This is a genomic window from Rhizobium freirei PRF 81, from assembly GCF_000359745.1.
In the GTDB taxonomy this organism is placed as follows: domain Bacteria; phylum Pseudomonadota; class Alphaproteobacteria; order Rhizobiales; family Rhizobiaceae; genus Rhizobium; species Rhizobium freirei.
On the sequence record NZ_AQHN01000088.1, the window covers coordinates 70550 to 90104 of the forward strand.

A 19555-nucleotide genomic window follows, 5' to 3' on the forward strand; every position below is an offset into this window, starting at 1 on the left:
TGGCGATAGAAGAAGGGGTTGCCGGCATTTGCCATGCGAAACCAAGCAGAGCAGCTTATGAATGACGACAAGCATGATCCTAGCGCATCGAAGCAGCCAGGCGGATCGCGCCAGAAGTATCTGCTTCGCTGGATCTTGGTGATCTTCTGCCTTCTGGTATGGATTGGCATGGCCGCGCTTCTCATTTGGTGAGGCGTTCTTTTTCGTTGCGTGCGAGCAGCACGACGCCGACGGTCTTTATGAGAATTGCAAAGTCGGCCCGCAGCGAGCGGCTATGGAAGTAATCCAGGTCAAACTGGACGCGCTCCTCATAGGTGGTCTCGGCTCGACGACTGACCTGCCAGAGACCAGTGATGCCCGGCCGAAGCCCTAGATAGCAGTAGAGATTGGACCCATAGCGCTCGAGCTCCGCAGCGACCACGGGGCGCGGCCCGACCAGGCTCATATGGCCGCGCTGAACGTTGAGCAATTGCGGCAACTCGTCTATGCTGGTCATGCGCAGGTACTTTCCGAGCCAATGCACGCGCGGGTCGCTCTTGAGCTTCTGCGTCGACAACCATTCCTGCCTTCGCGTCTCATCAGATGCCAACAATTCCGCGAGCTGCCGGTCGGCATCCTTGCGCATTGTACGGAATTTCAAACATTCGAATGGGCGTCCACCGAGGCCGATGCGCGAATGGCGGTAGATGATGGGACGGCCGTCGACCAGAAGCAACGCGATTGCTATGACAAGCAGCGCCGGCGCCAAAAACAGCAGTCCCAGCCCCGAAAGAACAAGGTCGACAATACGTTTGGAGCGATCCAGTCGTTCTGCCCGCTTCACCTCGCCGCGAGATCGCTGGCGGTGGGCAACGCCGTCAAAAGTCGATAACATCTCTTTGACCCCTCAGCACATCGATGCTTCCTTCAAAAGCTGCCAGCTGCCCTCATCGTTGACAATTGACCCTGCGGGCATTGACCTAGTCCCATTGGCGTAGGGCGCGGGCGCAGGGCTAACCACAAGCCTCAACCGGTATCGTCGATCAGCCGACGGGCGATTGAAAAACTATCGTTCACGGCCGCCCTGGGATTGGTCCCGACGGCGTCCGCTCGCTCGAGAATGCGGTCGTAAAGAGCGAGCAGCGCGTCTCGCCAGGACAGCGGCGTGTGCGCCATCTCGCCTGAGCGGCGGATGCAATTCAGGCTCATCAAGCGGAGCAGCATGTCGTCGCCGGCAAGCTGCCGTATCCGGCTTGCGAGCATCTCCACCCGGCCGCTTTGAAAGGTTAGCCCGCACCCGAGCAGAGCGAGTTCGTCGCCGAGAAGCGCCGTATCGGGCAGGATTACGGGTATGCCGCTTGTTACAGCCTCTAGTGCTGCCAATCCGAAAGGCTCGGGCACTCGCGACGAAACGACCAGTGCGCGCGCGCCGCAAAGGATGCCCCGCATCTCGTCCTTCGACTTCCAGCCATGAATGACGACCTCGGGAAAATCCCTTTCCAGACGGGTCCGGCCGGCGCCATCGCCTATGACCTGAAGCTTTACGCCGGCAAGCCTTGCCGCGATGGCAGCATCCTCAAATCCCTTTTCCGGCTCCAGTCGTCCGACAAAGAAGAAGTCGCGGTTCTTCCACGAGTCCGAGGGATGATCGAGGAAAGGTTCAACCGGGTTGCGAATCGTTTCTATATTGCTTGTTTGGATCTGCCCGCGTGCGAAATAATCGCGCATGCGTTGATGTACGACGATGATATTGGCGGCTACCTGCTGGATGGGAAAATAGTGCTCCCTCACTAAATGGCGCGCCGATCTCCAGATCTTTTCGTGATAACCGCGCTTGTCGCAGTTTGTGGTTAGACAAGCGATTGACATTGGGGTCAGAGGGCAGACCTGGTTTCTGCGATAATTGGCAAATCCGCCATTCGGGCAGGAGAGAAAATAATCGTGAGCATGCAGAACAACGCGGTCGCGAACAGGCCATAGCGCGCGAAAAATCGAAGGAGACAGGATCTTCGACCAACCGTGAACGTGATAGATGGTGCCCTTGGTATCGGCTCGCGAAATAAGACTTTTGAGGTCGGCATAGGCGCGAGGGTTGTAAAGGCCGCTCGCGAAGGCGCGAAGGCGCGGCTGCTGCGTCAGCGGCTGCGTCGCGAGATTGATGGTTTCGGACGCCGGTGGATCTGAGCCGGCGATATCGCCTGCAAAGTACGTCACGGCGATCCCCGCCTCCTCCAGCAGGCCGGCTGAAAGGATCGCCAGATTCGACGCTCCGCCTATGCTGGTAGAGCGGTCGTTGATAATGACGACGTGATCCAAGCCGGATGAGTGTGCCACCTGACTATTCCAATGCTTCGATATTCTGCGGTGCCAGCCTGCCCTTGAACAGATCGCGAAACGCCATGGTGTTGCCCCTGAGCCGGCCCTTGCGATCTACCCAAGGCTCCGGTGCCCAGACCTTGACAACGTTGGCTATAAGGTTGCGAGCGATCTGCATCGTTGCCTGCGGCACGCTCATGGTGCGTTTTCGCATGAGGTAGAGCGGGTTCGCTACCTGCGAATAGCCGAGACGGACGCCGCTCGAACGGCCGCTTTTCGTGCCGAGGTGAACACCCTCGAGCTGCTTGGCGCTGACAAGCTGGCCATATTGGGCAACTAGCCTGCTGAAATCGACATCCTCGAGCCAGCCATAGAAGGGCAGGTTTTCGTCGAAGCGCAGAGTGGCGGCTTTGACGATTGCCATGCGGATCGCCATGTTGCAGCCATAGCCATTGTAGACCGGCCGGATCTGCATTGCGGCGCCGGATCGACGCCGATGCCTGCCGTCGACCAGGCGCAAGCCCTCGCGAACGGAAATGCCGGGGCCGGTAATTCCGTCGGCCAGGACCGTGCCGGTGCACATGGCGACATCGGGCTGAAGCTGAAACAGCCGCTCCGTCTCCTCGATATAAGTGGATGTCATCAGAAAATCGTCGTCGAGGAAAAGGACGATATCCGTGTCCTGGACGCTTTCGAGGATGCGATTTCGCTGACGGCATAGCCCGCGCTCGCAAATGATCACCCGAACCGGGAAGTCGAGATTCCGCAGGCAGGTTGGATCGATGTCTTCCGGTGAGGAAAGACAGACGACAATCTCGTCGGGCTTGCGGGTCTGACTGGCGATATGCGGAAGGATGGACGACAGGATGTCGCGCCGCCCTGCACTTGCTATCCCGACGGTAATCTTGAGCGGCCGCGCCAAGGTATGACCCGTGAGGCGTCTTGCAGATGCGCGTACTTGGCGCTCTTGCGGTCTGCGGCGCAAAAGCCGCGTATGACGGCCTTGACGCTTCTCGGAGCTGCGGTTGGCAATGATACCGAGGATATTGATCGCTGTCGTACCGAAGCTTGCCAGCGCCTCCGACAACCTCTCCACGGTCATCTTGTTCGTCTGCCCGACGACGACGACGATGCCCTCAAGGTACGTGCAGATGACACGCGTATCCGCAGAATCCTCGAAAGCCGACATGTCGACGATGATGACCTTGTATTGCCGCTTCAGCAAATCGATCTCAGCCTTGAGCGCGGGCAGATGCCCATAGCGCTGAAAGGCTGCGACGGATTTCTCGGTCTCGTCGACGGTGACGACCGGAACGCTGCCTTGCGCGTGCGCAATCTCCGCCCCGGGCTCGTGATCAAGCTTCGCAACAAGCGGGCCGCTCTCATGGGCCACGGCATAGCGGCGCGGTACATCGTTGATGTTCAGCGCCTCCATGCCGAACTCCGTTCCGGCCTCGGTTACGACGCAGCTCAGCCTGGCATTGAGGAAGTCGGCATCGACCAGTACGACGGAGGCGCCCTCGTGCTGGTAGAGCTGCGCAAGATTGGTCGCGATCGTGGTCTTGCCTTCGCCAGTGCCGACCGAGGTTATGCCAACGACCATGGGCGCGTTGGGTGGAAAGGCGGAATCGATGGAGTGCTTGACGCCGCGTAAGGCTTCGGAGAACTGCGAATATGGCGTATCGAGCACCGATCTTAACGGCAGCATGGTTCGTCGCCAGCTGGCATTGCCGACCACCATGCTTCCCGGCAGAAAAGATGGGGTGGTGTAGACGGGGACATGTCCCAGCGAGGTGATCCCCAGCTCCCGTCGCAGCTTTTCGCTGGAGCTGACGCGACGATCCAGGCCATCCCGCAGGAGCGCCGTCATGACGCCTGCCGCCAGGCCGAGCATGGCCGTAAACGGCAGGATGAAGGAGGATTTCGGCCAGGTCTTCGTCAGCGGCACTGCTGCCGCCGTCACGACGCGAACGTTGCCGAGCGGAAACGATTCCTTTTGCAGCGCTCCGATCAGCTGCTGCAAAATGCTCTCATACATCCGGCGATATGTGGTCGCCCGGCTTTCCATCTCCGATAGCTCCACCCGCGCCAGATTCTTGTCCGTTCCGGCCTCCTTCAGGGTAGAGAGTTCATCGCTGAGAAGCTTCTCGCGCGCTTTGGCAATGTCGAGATTCGTCTTGTAGACAGCCTGGATGCGCTCGAATTCCTTGCGCATGTCTCCTTTTATACGATCGATTTCCTGCTGCGCGGCGATGATGGCCGGATTGTCGGCATCGTATCGGCCGGTGAGATTGTTCAACTTGATCGTTGCAGCGCCGAGATCTTCCTGCAATTTCTGTATGCGCGGGTTGTTCATTGTCTCGTCGACATCGCCGTCGACCTTGCCGCCGGCCATGAGCTGGTCGAGGGTCGCTAGCTTGGCCGATTCCGCTGCCGTTTGGGCCTTCGCCGCAACGGCCTGACTGCTGATCTCCGACAGTTGCTGCTGATCGAGAGACGAGGTTGCGCTAATCTCCATGATACCGTTCCGGGCGCGAAATTCCTCGACGCTCATGGCCGCTTCGCGAGCCTGACGTCCGACTTCGATCAGGCGTGTCTCCAACCATTGGGCGCCACTCTGTGCTGCCTCGGCGCGCTCCGACAAACCGGTGCTGATATAGGCCTCCGCGATCGCGTTCGCCGTCCGCGCCGCCTTTTCCGGGTCGGTCGAACTGTATCCGATCTCCAGAATGTAGGACTGGCCTACGCGATTGACCTCGACCCGGGACAGAAACGACGCCATGGTGCGTCGCATCAAATCGTCTTCGGTATCTTCCGCCTTGGCACTGCCTTCATCGCCATTGCGGAAAAAACTGACAATGGCGCGCAGCTTGTCATGCAGGGCGGCCTGCCAGGACATGCTGCCTATGATTTCGGGATCTTCGGTGAGGTTCAGCTTGTCGACAACGGCGCGTGCCGTCGCCTCGGATTTGACGATCTCGACCTGACTTGCAATTTCCGCAGCTTCGATAATGACCGTTCCGGTGAACGCGTCCTGCGAGACGATGCGCCCTTGGGCGGGATCCATGACGATGCGCGTGCTCGCCATATAGACCGGCTTTGTCGTCGCCATGTAGAGGCCGCCGACGCCAAGCCCCGTCGATGTAAAGAGTGTGAAAATCAACCAGTGGCGCTGCATGAACCGCCAGACGTCGCGAAACGAGATATATTCGCTGTCTCCCGCGCCTCCAGTGTCGGACGGAGTGCCGCGAAAGCCCTTACCGATCTCGTGAATTGCCATGATTATCGCCCCCACCTTGGCTTGCATGTCGCTATTGAGACTGACCGGCTTCGGCGGACGTGAGCGCCGTGCCGTCCAGGCTTCCGGAAATGTTGTAGCGCACGTCCAAAACATCCCCCGGCTGCAGTTCGGTTGCCTCTTGCACCTTGACGGCATCGTCCCCTTTGCCGCCCCGGGTGATCCAGTATTCGAGGGGCTGCAGATCGAGCGCCTTCATGCTCTGGCTTCGCGAAAGCGATGCGCCAGAAATCTGCAGCAGCTGCAGCGTCGTGTTTCGCTTGAGTTTGGTGTCCTCGATTTCGGTCTCTGTGGTCTGCAGCTGTTGACCGGCCTCGGTCTTGCGCTGGCCCTTGAGATTGAGCGCATCACGCTCGGTCTCGTTCAACTTCTGCTTTGCCTGCATCGACGCCACGACAAGGTCCAGCTTGCCCGCCTGCATCTCGGCGACGATCCGCTCCAGCGAGGTCTTTCGCGATGTGGTCAGGATCTTGGTATCCACCAGCTTCGCAATGTCGCTCAATTCGTCCTGAGCTATCTTCACCTGCTCGTCCTGCGATGACATTTTCTCGTCGAGAATGTTGATTTCGTTGCGCAACAGCGTTTCCAGATCCGCGGCTGCGGCAAGCTGCTGACGCAGGGCGTCCGCCCTCGCATTGAACAGGTCCAGCTCGCTCGTCATGATCAGCCTGATCGCCGATCCTTCGGGAGCAGCCTTGATCTCCGGCGGGAACGTGATCGTCGGTTGATCATTGAGCTCGGCCATCAGGCGAGCTCGCCTCGCTCCGAGTTGTTTCAGCTGAAGCTCCATGCGGCTGATGTCGCCGGCATAGGTGATCTGCTGCGCTTCCGAATAGTCGCCAGTCTGGTTGTAACGACGCTCGCGCCCGCCCGCCATCGCCATTGCCTGCTTCACCGTGAGGCCGGGCCTGAACTCCAGCTCACCCGGCTTTTCGACTGCGCCCGATACGTAGATCATCGGATATTTGACGATTTGCACGGAAGCCGTCGGCGCCACCGCTAAGCCGGTAATCTGCTTCAGCCTGTCGCCGATGTCGGCGCTGATGGCCTCGACGCTCTTGTCGCCGACCCGCATTTCTCCAATCATCGGAATTGAGATCGAGCCGGATTGCGACACGACATATTCGCCGTTGAGCGCTGTCCATTCCTTATACTCGCCGGTCGCGGCGATCCATTCGACGATGGCTACCTTGATCCGGGCTTGAGGCCCGACATGGTAGATATCGCTGGCCGCGGCGCTGACGATGCCGGGCGTGCCCGCACCGGAAAGCATCAAAGCCAACAGCCAGGGCGCCATGGACCGAGGCGGCGAGAGGAAAGGATGCCAAGGCAAGGTGCGAATTCTAACCATGAGCCGAAAACTCGCTTTCGTGTCGCTTGCGCCATCGGAAGATAAAGGCGCTACGAAACGAGATCAGCAGTCGAACGCATAGCGTGTAAATCCCCTACCAAAGCAACAGGGCTTATCATTTCTGGTAGAGAGGTGTCGGCTCCTGCAATCTCTTGGTCGAATAGGCACATCCTTGTGTGCATGCCTCGATCTCCGACTAAATCTTTTGGCTACTCCCTTCGGCCATTTGTATGCAGTCTCGAACCGATGTGGGCCCTGTCGCAAACGTTGCCGACTGCACAATGTTGTTGCGGCCCATGGAGGGACGAACAATGCGCGTTGCGATCGTACATTATTGGCTGGTATCGATGCGGGGTGGAGAAAAGGTGATCGAGGCGCTCTGCGACATGTATCCGGATGCCGACATCTTCACCCTCGTCTATGATGAAAGCCGCATCTCCGAAAAGATCCGAAAGCACAAGATCAGCACGTCCTTCCTCCAGCGGATTCCCGGAGCAGTCAGGGGTTACCAATCGCTCCTGCCACTCATGCCCTTTGCCTTGGAGAGCTTCGATCTAACGGATTACGATCTGATCATTTCCAGCGAATCAGGCCCGGCCAAGGGCATTATCCCGCCACCAGGGGCAACGCATGTCTGCTATTGCCATTCTCCCATGCGCTATCTCTGGGATCACTATCACTTCTACCGATCTCACGCAGGTCTCCCATCGAGGCTCATGCTGCCGATGCTGGCGCCGCTGCTGCGTTCATGGGACGTCAATACGAGCATGCGGGTCGATCGCTTCGTCGCCAATTCGCATCATGTTGGCGATCGCATCAGCAAATATTATCGGCGCCATGCAACGGTGCTCTATCCGCCTGTCAATGTCGATGACTTCACGCCGACTGCATTGGTCGAGGATTTTTATCTCTGCGCCGGACAGCTGGTGCCCTACAAGCGCGTCGACCTGGCGGTGAAAGCCTTTAGCCGGATGGACCGCAAGCTGGTCGTTATCGGCGAAGGCAGCCAGATGGAGGAGCTGAAGCGCATCGCCGGCCCTTCTGTTACCTTTCTCGGTCGAACGCCGTTTTCAGTGCTGAAGGAGAAGCTGGCGCGCTGTCGTGCGCTGATCTTTCCCGGCGAGGAGGACTTCGGCATAGTTCCCGTTGAAGCGATGGCGAGCGGGCGACCCGTCATCGCCTATGGAAGCGGCGGAGCGCTGGAAACAATCGTACCGGGCGTGACCGGGCTCTTCTTCGACGAGCAATCAGTCGATGCTTTGATCGATGCCGTGCTCGATTTCGAGGCTAGCGAGCGTCGCTTTCATCCCGCGACGCTGCATGCCCATTCGGAACAATTCAGCCTGCAAACATTCAAGACGGGCATGCGCGCCATCATCAATGAGGAATTGATGATCCGGAAGGCCGACAAGCTTCGCAGCTATCCCGCCATTCAACGCGCGCTTGAAGCGCAATTGCCGATGTTTGCAGCGGATTCACCCACCACGACGCTCCAGTAGGTACGGGTCTGTGGTTTGGTGCGAGCGGTCGGATGCGCGATAGCCATTCAGAGTTCTGTCGAACCGGATCACGCGCTCGGTGTCAGTCCGCCTCATTGACACGGGTGATACCGGCGTGCTGTAGATTTCCTATATCTATGACTGTGTAGGAAAGCCAAAAAGCAGACCCGTTATGCTGGGCATATTTACAGCCTTTACCATGCTTGGAGCCCCAAGATGGAGCAGCCATTCGCTCCCGGTCCTCTACCGGATTTTGGGGATTGACATTGCATCCGATGGAGCGGCCGACAATCGCCTTTCAACGGGCCTCGGCACTAAATCCTCGACGGGCTATATCAGCCTGTCTCGAAACAATCGACGCGATCTCGAAATCGTCGCTGGGGCAGCCATGTCGCACCGCTTACCCTGTTTTGCCCTTCGATCAGGCGACCGGATCCGCGCCGGTCAGCGCTAACCCAGCCAGCTCATTGTCGCGTGGAGATATCCGGTGAATTTAGTCTCGCCCGCAATGCGTTCCGGGGTAAACGCACAGAACGCACTGACAGACGAAGCTATTTTGGGAAACCCGCTTTTTGCCGTAGCCTTAAGAGACTCAGCGCTGAAACTTATTGCCATGCACGATGCGGCGCCGCGCATCGTTCGCTATACGGCGGACATGAAAAGATGGCTTCTGACGCAGGCCATTCTGGCATTTCACTTCGAGCACGTTACCGGCCCATCGCATCCCGGCCTGACGGCTGCAAACCTGATCGCCTTCATCGCCGATAACAAGGTTGCCAGCAAGAACACGGCGATCGCGCATCTGGCGGAGCTGCGCAACTACCGTCTTTTGCTCGATACTGAGCCAAAAGGAGATAGGCGCGTTCGCCAACTTAGAATTGCCGATACTGTAGAGACGCTGATCCGCGAGTGGTTCGACGAGCATCTGAAGTCGCTGGATATGCTCGATCAAGGCACACGATATCTACAATCGTCGGCAGAACACCGGTTACTTTGGTATGCGCAGCCAAGAATGTCCCGGCGCTTGTTTCACGATCCGAACTGGTCCGCCCCTCCCGCGACTGTCGAGGCCTTTGTTCGGACGGCATCGGGCAGCAACATCCTCCACGACCTGATGTCCAGATTGCCGCCGGAACGAACCCTGGAGCCACGGATATCGATCGGGCCTTTGCGCATCGGCGAACTGGCGAAGCGCTACATCATCTCCCGCAGCCATGCCCAGCGTGTGTTCGTGCGGGCGCGGATGCTCGATATTGTCGGATGGGAACTTCCCGGCAATGGCGGTGATTTCTGGATTTCGGAAGCGCTGATCCGTGACTATCGGCGCTGGCAGGCATCCAAGTTCGTTGCCGTCGATGAAGCATTTCAATGGGCGCTTCAGCGTCTGGCTGGCGCAGACTGAGCAAGCGGAAGCGGCTGCAGCTCCCCATTCCCCTCTCTCGCAAATCACTCCGTAAACGTCCGGGTCGCAGAGCGGGCCGGACAAAGCGCTTGGCTGTATTCACCACCAGCGGATATTTTCAGCCGCGGCTTGCGGTCCGGAGCACAATCTCTCAGCCGCGCCTGAATGCTTCGGTAGAGGAGCATGGAATGAGAAACAGTGATGACGGCTTCATATATGGATGCGGAGTTGCGTTGATACCGGCCTTCAGCTCCACTCTCAAAGCACCGTAAACATCATTAGGCCATGCAAGCAACTATCTCATTCCGGCGGTCAAGCTGATGTACCCAAATATGAGACAGTAAGAGCGGGCTTCAGATAAGCAATTCTCCTTTCAAATCATCCAGCATTTTCTATAACGGCTTGAGGCAGCGCGGAGTTCCGTTTCGCCAAAGATGAAGTTGAACGAGCAATCCGTTGCTGCATCTGACGCTCTTCGATGAGAATTTATTGGACAGGTATAATAGTGAATTGCTGCGATCGATGTGTCGTTATCATCGTTAATTGTTACGTTGCTGTAGCTCTATATGCCACGGCACGACAGAAAGACCTGTAATGCCTGCAGCAGCCTTCTTTGATCTCGATAAAACTCTTTGGTCTTGTGTGGGAGAGAAGGTGTTCGCCTACCATCAGCTTGCGCAAGGTGGCATCAATCTAAAGCAGTTCCTGAAGATCATTAGCCTGCAGCTCCGATACGATCTGCATATGATCGATGGTACGGAGACTCTGAAAAGGAGGATCCTGTCCGAGTTATTTGCAGGAGAAAGTGTCAGGCCCTGTCTCGATGTCTACGATCAGCTGTTTCAGGCCAAGCTTAGCCGAGCTTTCTTTCCTGATATGCTCGGTCAGATCGACAGGCATCGGGAAGCAGGCGATAAGATTGTCATCGTATCCGCTACGATTGACTTCATCGCCTTACAGGTGGCTGACTACCTGAAGGCCGACGAGTGCTATGCAACCGTACTCGAAACTCGCCAAGGTCAGTTTTCCGGTGAAGTTCGAGGCCCTATTCCGTTTGGTAGGGCGAAGGCCCTGATTGTGCAGGACTATGCACATCGCAACGGCATCGCGCTGGATCAATGCCATGCATATGGCGACCATTGGGAGGATCGCCACATGCTCAAGCTTGTCGGCAATCCGGTGGCGATCAATCCCGATGCAAAGCTTATGCGCCATGCCAAGCAAAATAACTGGGAAACCCGCGTTCTTGCGCCATCGAAGTACGCCGGTTTCAGTTATGCCAAGAGATTTATGCCGAAAAGAATTGGAAAAAGCTCATGACCAAGTCGGAAGCATCTGCAGCCAAACCGTCTGCTACCAATCACGACATCACGGATCGTCTGGTTTACCCGCTGCTGTCCAAACTGGTCGTCCTTATTCCGCGATCGGTTCATCCGAACACCCTGACGCTTGCCGCAATCGGCGTTGGGTTGGTTGCGGCAGGAACTCTGGCGTTATCGACGGAACCTTATTCGCTTCTAGCATGCGCCGGCTTGTTGGTCCTATGGATCCTCCTTGATTCCTGCGACGGCATTCACGCCAGGAACACCAGTCAGTGCAGCGAATTCGGAGGTTTCCTGGATCATTTCGGTGATGCTCTGGGCTTTTTCGTTCTGCAGGCTGCCATTGTCTACAGATTCGATCTCCATGAGCCCCTGGTCTTCGGCGCCATGCTGCTGCGTCAGGCCCTTGCATGCTGGACATACATCATTCGAATATATGCGGGCCATTTGTTCATCACGCGCCTGGGCTGGAGCTTCGAGATCTACGCCTATGCAGCTGTCATGGTCGCCCTGTTTTATTTTCCTGATTTCAGGCTTCAGATCGGCTCCCTTCCGAGCCTGGATCTTTTGGGGACCGTTCTGCTGGCCTACTATATCGCCGTCCCCATGACGCTTCTGGAGATTGGGTTGATGGTTCTCGCTTCGAGAAAGAAATCCGCCTTGGCAACAAAGCTTCCCTAGCGTTGGCACCTTTTGGCCGGTGAGGCGCCTGGGGGTGCAACCGTAATTCCCGACAGGTGTCACGGCGGCTACTGCGGCGCCTCCTCCAACAGATCAAGTCATTCCGCGAAGGCGGATAACCACTCCCTGGTTCGGCTGCATCGTCATGCGGCTCCCGACGTCATGGCAATTTGCCGAAACGTACCCGCGCCGAAACCTGGACATTTGAAGGAAACAGACTTTGAAGAAGACAACGCAGCTTAAAGAAATGCTTCGAAGAAAGGGGCTCGATTTCCTGTGCGAGGCGCATAACGGCATGAGTGCGCGTATCGTCGAGGAAGCGGGTTTCAAGGGCATTTGGGCAAGCGGCCTGACCCTGTCAGGCTCGATGGGTGTCCGCGACAACAACGAAGCCAGCTGGACCCAGATCCTCGAATTTGTGGAATTCATGAGCGACGCCACGCGCGTGCCGATTCTTCTCGATGGCGATACCGGCTACGGGAACTTCAATAACCTGCGCCGCCTGGTTTCCAAGCTCGAATCTCGCCAGATCGCAGGCGTCTGCATCGAGGACAAGCTGTTTCCGAAAACCAATTCCTTCATCGACGGGGAAAAGCAGGGACTGGCAGAACTCGACGAATTCTGCGGCAAGATCAAAGCCGGGAAAGACACGCAGCGCGACGACGACTTCGTGATCGTTGCAAGAACCGAGGCGCTGATCGTGGGCGCCGGCCTCAAGGAGGCACTCGATCGAGCCGAAGCTTATCGGCTGGCCGGCGCCGACGCCATCCTAGTGCACAGCAAGAAGCGTGGACCGGAGGAGATCGAGGCTTTCATGCAGGAATGGGGCAACCGCCATCCGATCGTCATCGTTCCTACGACCTATCACTCCACACCGACGCCTCGTTTCGCGGATTTGGGCATCTCCACAATTATCTGGGCGAACCACATCCTCCGTTCCGCCGTATCGGTGATGCGCAAGACTGCCGCCGACATCTTCAAGATGCAGTCTGTCGCCCATCAAGAGGCCAAGATCGCCCCCGTATCGGAGATATTCCGGCTACAGGGTGCGGAAGAACTACAGCGGGCCGAGGAAAAATACCTGCCGGGCGAACGGCGAGACATCAAAGATTATGTCGCGGCAGGCCAACGGCCATGATCGATACGAATGAATTCGAGTCCCTCCTGCGGGGTCATCGCTACGAACTGTTTTCCGGAGTTCCCTGTTCCTTTCTGCAGCCCCTGATCAATCTCGCGAGCAATTCTCTCGATTATGTCGCCGCGACGAACGAGGGTGAAGCCGTTGCCATCGCCGCCGGTGCTCAGCTCGGCGGCAAGAAATCTGCGGTGCTCCTGCAGAACTCCGGATTGACAAATGCGCTGGCGCCGCTGACGTCGCTGACCAACATTTGTGAAATCCCCGTCACCGGCTTTGTCGGCTTCCGCGGCGAAGAGGGTGTTCCGGACGAGGTCCAGCACGAATTCATGGGGCGGATCACCAGGCAACTGCTCGAAGTCGGCGGCGTACATGTCATCCACCTGGAGGCCAGCCTGCCCGCGGCCGCAAAGCAACTGGAGGAAGGTCAGGACTACTTGCGTGACGGGAAGTCCGTGTTCTATCTCGTGTCGAAGGGCACCTTTTCTTCGCTGGATCTCAAACCTCCGCCGCAACGCGCATATCAAGGCGGCACTTTGACGATCTCAAGCTGCCGGGACCCTAAGCGGCCCCACCGCCACGACGTGCTGAAAATCATCTCCGGCGCCAAGCGGCATGACACCGTGCTGCTGGCAACGACCGGGATGTGCGGACGAGAGCTTTTCACGATCGAAGATGCTCCGAATAATTTCTACATGGTCGGCTCGATGGGTTGCGTGTCGTCTATCGGGCTTGGATTGTCCATCGCCAGGCCCGACCGGAAGATCATAGCGCTCGACGGAGACGGCGCCCTGCTCATGCGCATGGGAAATCTGGCGACCAACGCCTATTATCGACCCGACAATCTGCTTCACGTACTGCTCGACAACGAGACGCACGACTCCACCGGCGGGCAAGCCACGGCGTCCAGCTGCATGAACTGGCCCATGATCGCGCATGGTGCCGGATATTCCCACGTTGCCAGCGCCTCGACCCTGAGCGAAGTCGAACAGGCTCTGGATGATTGGCTGGCACAGCCACGACTGACCTTCCTGTATGTCTCGATAGCGCCGGGATCAATTTCACCGCTCGGACGGCCCACCATTTCGCCAGCGGATGCCGTGCGTCGTTTGCAGGAGTTCATGCGATGAGCATCGATACCGCGATCATAATGGCCGCAGGGCTTGGCAGCCGGATATCGGCATTTTCCCGCAACGCTCCGAAGGGTTTCATTCCCATCGCAGGACGGCCGATCGTCGAACGGTCGATCGCAATCCTGGCCGATCGCGGCATCCGCCATATCATCATCGGCACAGGATACATGGCATCGGAGTATGAGGCGCTGTCCTCACGCATCAGCAATGTTCAGATCGATTGCGTCACCAATCTCGACTATGCCAACTCCGGCAGTCTCGAGACGTTTCTATTATGCACCGAACGCCTCGGATGTGGCTTTCTCTCGCTCGAGTCGGATCTCCTTTACGACGCAAAAATGATCGATCGGGTGCTGGAGTGCCCATTTCCCAATGTCATTCTTGCCTCAGGGCAAACGGGATCGGGGGACGAGGTTTACATCCAGACGGATGACCGATCGCGCCTCGTGAACCTGTCGAAAGATCGGCACGCGCTGTCGCGCATCGACGCGGAACTGGTCGGAATCTGCAAGCTCGATCAGGGCATTCCAGCCGCGATCGAGGCGTGGATGGCGCGTGAGGGACACAAACGCCCCGTCGGCTTCCATTACGAGGAAGGTCTGGTTGGAATTGCTCGGTCGCTGCCCCTGCACGTTGAAAAGACCGAGCTGCAGTGGACTGAAATCGATACGCTCGAACATCTGTCACGGGCAAACGCGGTGATCTGGCCGCGTATCGCTTCCGCATCGGGAGAGCCTGCATGATCCCGATGCGAAACATTCTGTTGACTCCAGGGCCTGCGACGACCAGCCAGCGTGTGAAGCAGGCTCAGATCGTCTCCGACATCTGTCCGCGCGAGATCGAGTTCGGCAGGCTACAAGAAACGATCGGTCGGCGGCTCGTGGAGGTCGTCCACGGTGAAGACACACATAGCGCTGTGCTTTTTGCCGGTTCCGGAACCTGCGCTGTCGAAGCTTGCATCAGCTCGCTCGTTCCGACAAACGGCAAGATTCTGGTGCTGATCAACGGCGCCTATGGCCTCCGCATTTTGGAAATGTGCCGCATCCACCTGCGCCCCGAGCAGGTCGCGGTCTGCGAAACAGCCTATAATCAACTGCCCAATCCGGGAGACATTGCGGGTCTTCTGGCGAAAGATCGGGCGATCACCCATTTGGTCGCGGTACACCATGAAACCACCACCGGTATCCTCAATCCAATAGAGGATCTAGCCGACCTGACAGGCAGGTTTGGCGTCAAGCTCATCGTCGATGCCATGTCATCCTATGCCGGCATCCCTATCGATCTACGAGAGACATCTCTGGACTTCCTGATTTCGTCGTCCAACAAATGCATCCAGGCCATGCCCGGCATCTCCTTCGTCATTTGTCGCAACGAATTGCTGACACCACCGCCGGGCTACCGTCCGCGGAGTTTATACCTCGATCTCTATGCGCAATATCACGGCTTTCGCAGCAGCTTGCAGATGCGTTTCACCCCGCCGGTGCAGGTTCTATATGCCCTGAATGCCGCTCTCGACGAGTTTTTCGAAGAGTCCCAAACCGCGCGTTACATGCGCTACTGCCGTTGCTGGGAAGTCCTGGTCCGCGGCATGAATGAGTTGGGCTTCAGAATGGCAGTACCGGACCTGCCACAGTCGAAGCTGCTGACCACCTTCCTCATGCCGCCCCATCCGAATTTCAGCTTCGACGCGATGCATGACGCGCTGCTGGCGGAAGGTTTTACCATCTATCCCGGAAAGGTCGGACAAATCGAATGCTTCCGGCTAGCCAACATCGGCCAGATCGGGCCGGAGGATATCGCAGCCTTCCTGCAGATGGTCCGTCGATACCTGGCTGAACGCTCGATCGATTTACAACAGAAGCCAGCCGTGAACCGCACCTGAAATACGGGCGGCCAGCAAGCACGGCAACTGGCTCATCAAATACTATCAGGAGTACATTCCACATGAATATCGGCAGGCTTTACGACCAGAGCATAGCTCACACATATGACCACGACGAAAGAGGTTTGCTTGCTGGCGCCAGAACTCTCGGTTTGGAACAGATCAACAGGCACATGGTGGCCGATCAGACCCGAAGCGTGTTGGATCTTGCGGTCGGAACCGGTGAATCGCTGATCGCCATCCAAAAGGCCTTTCCCGATGCCGCTTTGCACGGCATCGACCTCTCGGAGGAAATGCTTCGGATCGCCAAGACCAAGCTGAGTTTCCATTCAATCCACGATGATGTGGCGAACGCCGGGCAACACTTCGCCCCCGAGAGCATGAACCTCGTCCTGATGCATTTCCTGACGACGTTCATCGATGGCGAGGACATTGTCTCACGCACCGCAAAACTTCTGCGGCCGCAGGGATATTACTCGATCGTCAGCAGCACCTTCCAGGCATTTCCGCGCATTTACTCTTTGGCACGCATGGTGCTTCCGGATGAATTCATCCGCGACAAGAACAAGGCCCCGGAGAATGCCGATACGATCGTTTCGTTCTGCACGAAAGCGGGGCTCGACGTGGTTGCCGTGGAGCACTTCACCAAGAAGGTCAGCTTCGCAAATTTCGAAGACTTTTACAGCTTCGGGATGAATTCGGGCTTTTTCGCCCATGTTCTTTGCCATCTCGATGATTCCCAGCTTGCGGGCCTCGCTCGCATGGAGGGCATCTTCCCGCTCGAGGATCACTATTCCGCCTGCGCCGTATTGGCCCGCCGTCCGGCGTGAAAGCGGGTTCCCTAACGCTCATGTCTGATTGCGACTGCCGTCAGACGCCGATAGATCGACGACTGAAGTCCAGCCGATGAAACAACCGATAAATTGGCCGTTTGCGATGCATTGCGTCGTCGGCGCCTCGAACGCCGCCTTCGACGTGCTGCTGAAGAATTCCGTGATCGTCTTCATGGCATTCCGCGGCGACATGGATGCGCAGGATCTCAGCCGTCTGGCATCCTTGGCATGGGTCTTGTTCATGGCGCCGTTTTTCATCTTTTCCGCACATGGCGGTTATCTCGGCGACCACTTCAACAAAAAGAGCCTGGCGCTTGGGCTCAGGTATGCCGACCTGGCAATCGCAGCATGTACGGCCTACGGCTTCTATACCAGCAACCTCCCGCTATTGCTGGCTCTGGTGTTTGCAAAAGGCGTCACCTCCACCTTGTATAGTCCGATCAAGTACTCATTGGTCTCGGATCTCCTTCCCCGGCCGGCTCATGGAATGGGTTATGCAGTCGTCGAAGCGGCATCCATGGCGGCAATCTTATGTGCAACCTATCTTGGCGCCATGCTCGGCGCTAATCCGGATCGTAGAATGATCGGCCTGGTCGCGCTGCTGATCGTCGGTATGTCGTTTCTTCTTACGGTTGCCAGCCCCGGCTTTGCAAATGCAAGCGCGACACGCACCAAGCTTGGTATCAACCCGATCCAGCCCACGCTGCGAATTCTGCGTTTGGCCACACGGGATCGCCGTGTATCGGCTTCCATCCTTGCACTTTCCTGGTATTGGGCGCTCGGCGCAGTGTTTCTTTCCAACGTGCCGGTCCTGGTTCGCTACACCTTGCATGGCGACGAGTCGCAGATCGCGTCCATCCTGCTAATCTTCACGCTGGGCGTTGGCCTGGGATTGGGAGGCGGCTCCTGGCTAAATCAAGGTCGTATGGCTCGCCGCCTGCCCGACGCTATGGCCGCCCTCATTACCGCCATGGGTATCGATCTGCAATTTTCGATCCCCATGGCACCGAACCGGATGCTGCTGGACTTCTTTCTCATCGCATTGGCTTCCGGGATATACGCTTCCTACTTTTCGTCGGCCTTGTATCAAGCAGCTAATGAGAGCGAGAAGTCGCGCATTTTTGCTGCTAACAACATCGCGAGCTCATTATTCATAGTCTTGGCCTTGGCGGTCAGCACCCTAGTCCTTCGCTTCGAAGTGCCTATCGCCGCATGTCTCGGGTTGTTTGCGGCTGCAACTCTCCCAATTACGTTTATTGCACGTGCTATATTCGGAAAATAAGCGGCACCGAGGGATGTGTTGCTCGATGAGATGCGCCTCAACGGCAAGACCGCAGCTCGCAACTGTCCGTTCTTCGACGAGAGCCGCAGGCTCTGCACCTGTTTAGCCAGGCGTCCACAATCCAAAACACCCTTCTTCAGCTTAGTTCTCGCATGTGATCAAGGGTCGCGCCAAAGCGTCGCAGGCGATCATCTCTTCGGTTGCCATGACACGCGAATGCACTAACTTGCGGTAGCTGAAACCCTTCGCCAGAGGCTGACATGACCGACGATGTCCTGCTGACATTCAATGCCGGATCCTCGACCTTGAAAATCGGGATTTTCGAGTTAACGGGCGCGCAGGCGATCAATGTCGGTCGCGGAAAGATCGACTTCGATCAGGCACCGCTGTCCCTTCGCTATACCGTTGGACCGAATCACTATGAGAAGTCGATCAAGGGTGACAACGGCGAGAATTTCGTCTCCGTCGTGGCCGAAACTCTGGATCACATGCTCGCTCATCTTCCTGGCAGACTGCGTGCGGTAGCCCATCGCGTCGTCCATGGCGGCATGGCGTTTCAGCGAGCGACCCTGCTGGACGACGCTGGGATCGAACAGATCGAAAAGCTCATTCCGCTTGCCCCTTTGCACCAGCCTCAAGCCTTGCGCGCGATCCGCTCGATCGAGACGCTTCGCTCTGATGTTCGGCAAGTCGCTTCGTTCGACACGGCATTCCATTCGTCTCAATCAGACCTCGTTCGGCGGCTGGCGATCCCGCGCGGCATGCATGACGACGGCGTGCGCCGCTACGGCTTTCACGGCCTTTCCTATAAATACATCTCCTCGCGGCTTCGGCAGATCGACCCGACAGCGGCCAAGGGCAAGGTCATCGCATGCCATCTCGGCAGCGGCGCCAGCCTATGCGCCATGGAGGACGGCGTCAGCCGTGACACAAGCATGGGTTTTTCGGCGTTGGACGGGATCCCGATGGCGACACGCCCCGGCTGGCTTGATGTCGGCGCGCTCCTCTATCTCATGAGGGGCGGAATGCGGCAGCCCGAGCGGATCGAGGACTTTCTCTATCACGAATGCGGCCTGCTTGGCGTCTCCGGCATCAGCGGCGACACACGGGTCCTGCTCGCCGACACACGACCCGAAGCGGCAGAGGCCATAGACTTGTTTTGCCTGCGCATCGCTGGTGAAATCGGCCGCCTATGCGCGACGATCAGCGGCCTTGACGCCATCGTCTTCACTGCCGGCATCGGCGAAAACCAGCCGCAGATCAGGGCCCGCATTGCACAAAGGTTGCAATGGTTGGGTATCAAGATCGATGAAAATGCGAATAACCGTAATTTGACCTCGATCAACGCAGCAACCAGCACTGCCAAGCTATTTGTCATTCCGACCGATGAGGAGCAAGTGATCGCCGACGAGGCCATGGCACTCATCACGTGACGAAAACGA

The 19555-nt window shown here is 57.6% G+C and carries 15 protein-coding genes; 11 read left to right on the top strand and 4 right to left on the bottom strand.

What is annotated here, in order from left to right; all coding sequences use genetic code 11:
• Window positions 1-181: 181 nt before the first annotated feature.
• From RHSP_RS27345 to RHSP_RS27365, 4 genes are all read right to left on the bottom strand, one after another.
• A complete protein-coding gene (locus RHSP_RS27345; RefSeq protein ID WP_004126466.1) occupies window positions 182-874 on the bottom strand; it encodes a sugar transferase in 693 nt (230 codons plus the stop codon).
• Window positions 875-1005: 131 nt separating this feature from the next.
• Entirely contained in the window at window positions 1006-2313 is a 1308-nt protein-coding gene (locus tag RHSP_RS27350) for a glycosyltransferase family 4 protein (protein ID WP_004126468.1), read from the bottom strand.
• Between the two features lie 4 nt (window positions 2314-2317).
• Window positions 2318-5575 (bottom strand): nucleotide-binding protein, encoded by a 3258-nt coding sequence (locus tag RHSP_RS27360; RefSeq protein ID WP_004126471.1) that lies wholly within the window; start codon window positions 5573-5575, stop codon window positions 2318-2320.
• Window positions 5576-5606: 31 nt separating this feature from the next.
• Window positions 5607-6866 (bottom strand): polysaccharide biosynthesis/export family protein, encoded by a 1260-nt coding sequence (locus RHSP_RS27365; protein WP_157385458.1) that lies wholly within the window; start codon window positions 6864-6866, stop codon window positions 5607-5609.
• Between the two features lie 389 nt (window positions 6867-7255).
• Between RHSP_RS27365 and RHSP_RS27370 the strand changes: the two genes are divergently transcribed.
• The 11 genes from RHSP_RS27370 (at window position 7256) to RHSP_RS27420 (ending at window position 19546) form a co-directional block, all read left to right on the top strand.
• Window positions 7256-8443 (top strand): glycosyltransferase, encoded by a 1188-nt coding sequence (locus tag RHSP_RS27370; RefSeq protein WP_051074158.1) that lies wholly within the window; start codon window positions 7256-7258, stop codon window positions 8441-8443.
• 655 nt (window positions 8444-9098) lie between these two features.
• Window positions 9099-9845: a hypothetical protein gene (locus RHSP_RS27375; RefSeq protein ID WP_240535532.1), complete on the top strand. Its 747-nt coding sequence runs from the start codon at window positions 9099-9101 to the stop codon at window positions 9843-9845.
• 594 nt (window positions 9846-10439) lie between these two features.
• A complete protein-coding gene (locus RHSP_RS27380; RefSeq protein ID WP_004126482.1) occupies window positions 10440-11165 on the top strand; it encodes an HAD family hydrolase in 726 nt (241 codons plus the stop codon).
• The gene (locus tag RHSP_RS27385) at window positions 11162-11848 is read left to right on the top strand and encodes a CDP-alcohol phosphatidyltransferase family protein (RefSeq protein WP_004126485.1); all 687 of its coding nucleotides are present in this window, start codon (window positions 11162-11164) and stop codon (window positions 11846-11848) included. The genes RHSP_RS27380 and RHSP_RS27385 overlap by 4 nt, the downstream gene beginning before the upstream one ends.
• A 220-nt stretch (window positions 11849-12068) precedes the next feature.
• Window positions 12069-12986 carry a phosphoenolpyruvate mutase gene (gene aepX / locus RHSP_RS27390; RefSeq protein ID WP_037154816.1) on the top strand — a complete coding sequence of 306 codons (918 nt, stop codon included), beginning with the start codon at window positions 12069-12071 and terminating at the stop codon, window positions 12984-12986.
• Window positions 12983-14113, top strand: a complete 1131-nt coding sequence (gene aepY / locus RHSP_RS27395) for a phosphonopyruvate decarboxylase (RefSeq protein ID WP_037154818.1) — start codon at window positions 12983-12985, stop codon at window positions 14111-14113. The genes aepX and aepY overlap by 4 nt, the downstream gene beginning before the upstream one ends.
• Complete coding sequence (locus tag RHSP_RS27400; protein WP_004126491.1) at window positions 14110-14859, top strand: phosphocholine cytidylyltransferase family protein; 750 nt, start codon at window positions 14110-14112, stop codon at window positions 14857-14859. The genes aepY and RHSP_RS27400 overlap by 4 nt, the downstream gene beginning before the upstream one ends.
• A gap of 5 nt (window positions 14860-14864) precedes the next feature.
• Window positions 14865-15998 carry a 2-aminoethylphosphonate aminotransferase gene (locus RHSP_RS27405; RefSeq protein WP_240535535.1) on the top strand — a complete coding sequence of 378 codons (1134 nt, stop codon included), beginning with the start codon at window positions 14865-14867 and terminating at the stop codon, window positions 15996-15998.
• 62 nt (window positions 15999-16060) lie between these two features.
• Complete coding sequence (locus RHSP_RS27410; RefSeq protein WP_004126496.1) at window positions 16061-16828, top strand: methyltransferase domain-containing protein; 768 nt, start codon at window positions 16061-16063, stop codon at window positions 16826-16828.
• 76 nt (window positions 16829-16904) lie between these two features.
• Complete coding sequence (locus tag RHSP_RS27415) at window positions 16905-18113, top strand: MFS transporter (protein WP_004126499.1); 1209 nt, start codon at window positions 16905-16907, stop codon at window positions 18111-18113.
• A 260-nt stretch (window positions 18114-18373) separates the two neighbouring features.
• Window positions 18374-19546 carry an acetate/propionate family kinase gene (locus RHSP_RS27420; protein ID WP_004126502.1) on the top strand — a complete coding sequence of 391 codons (1173 nt, stop codon included), beginning with the start codon at window positions 18374-18376 and terminating at the stop codon, window positions 19544-19546.
• Window positions 19547-19555 lie beyond the last annotated feature (9 nt).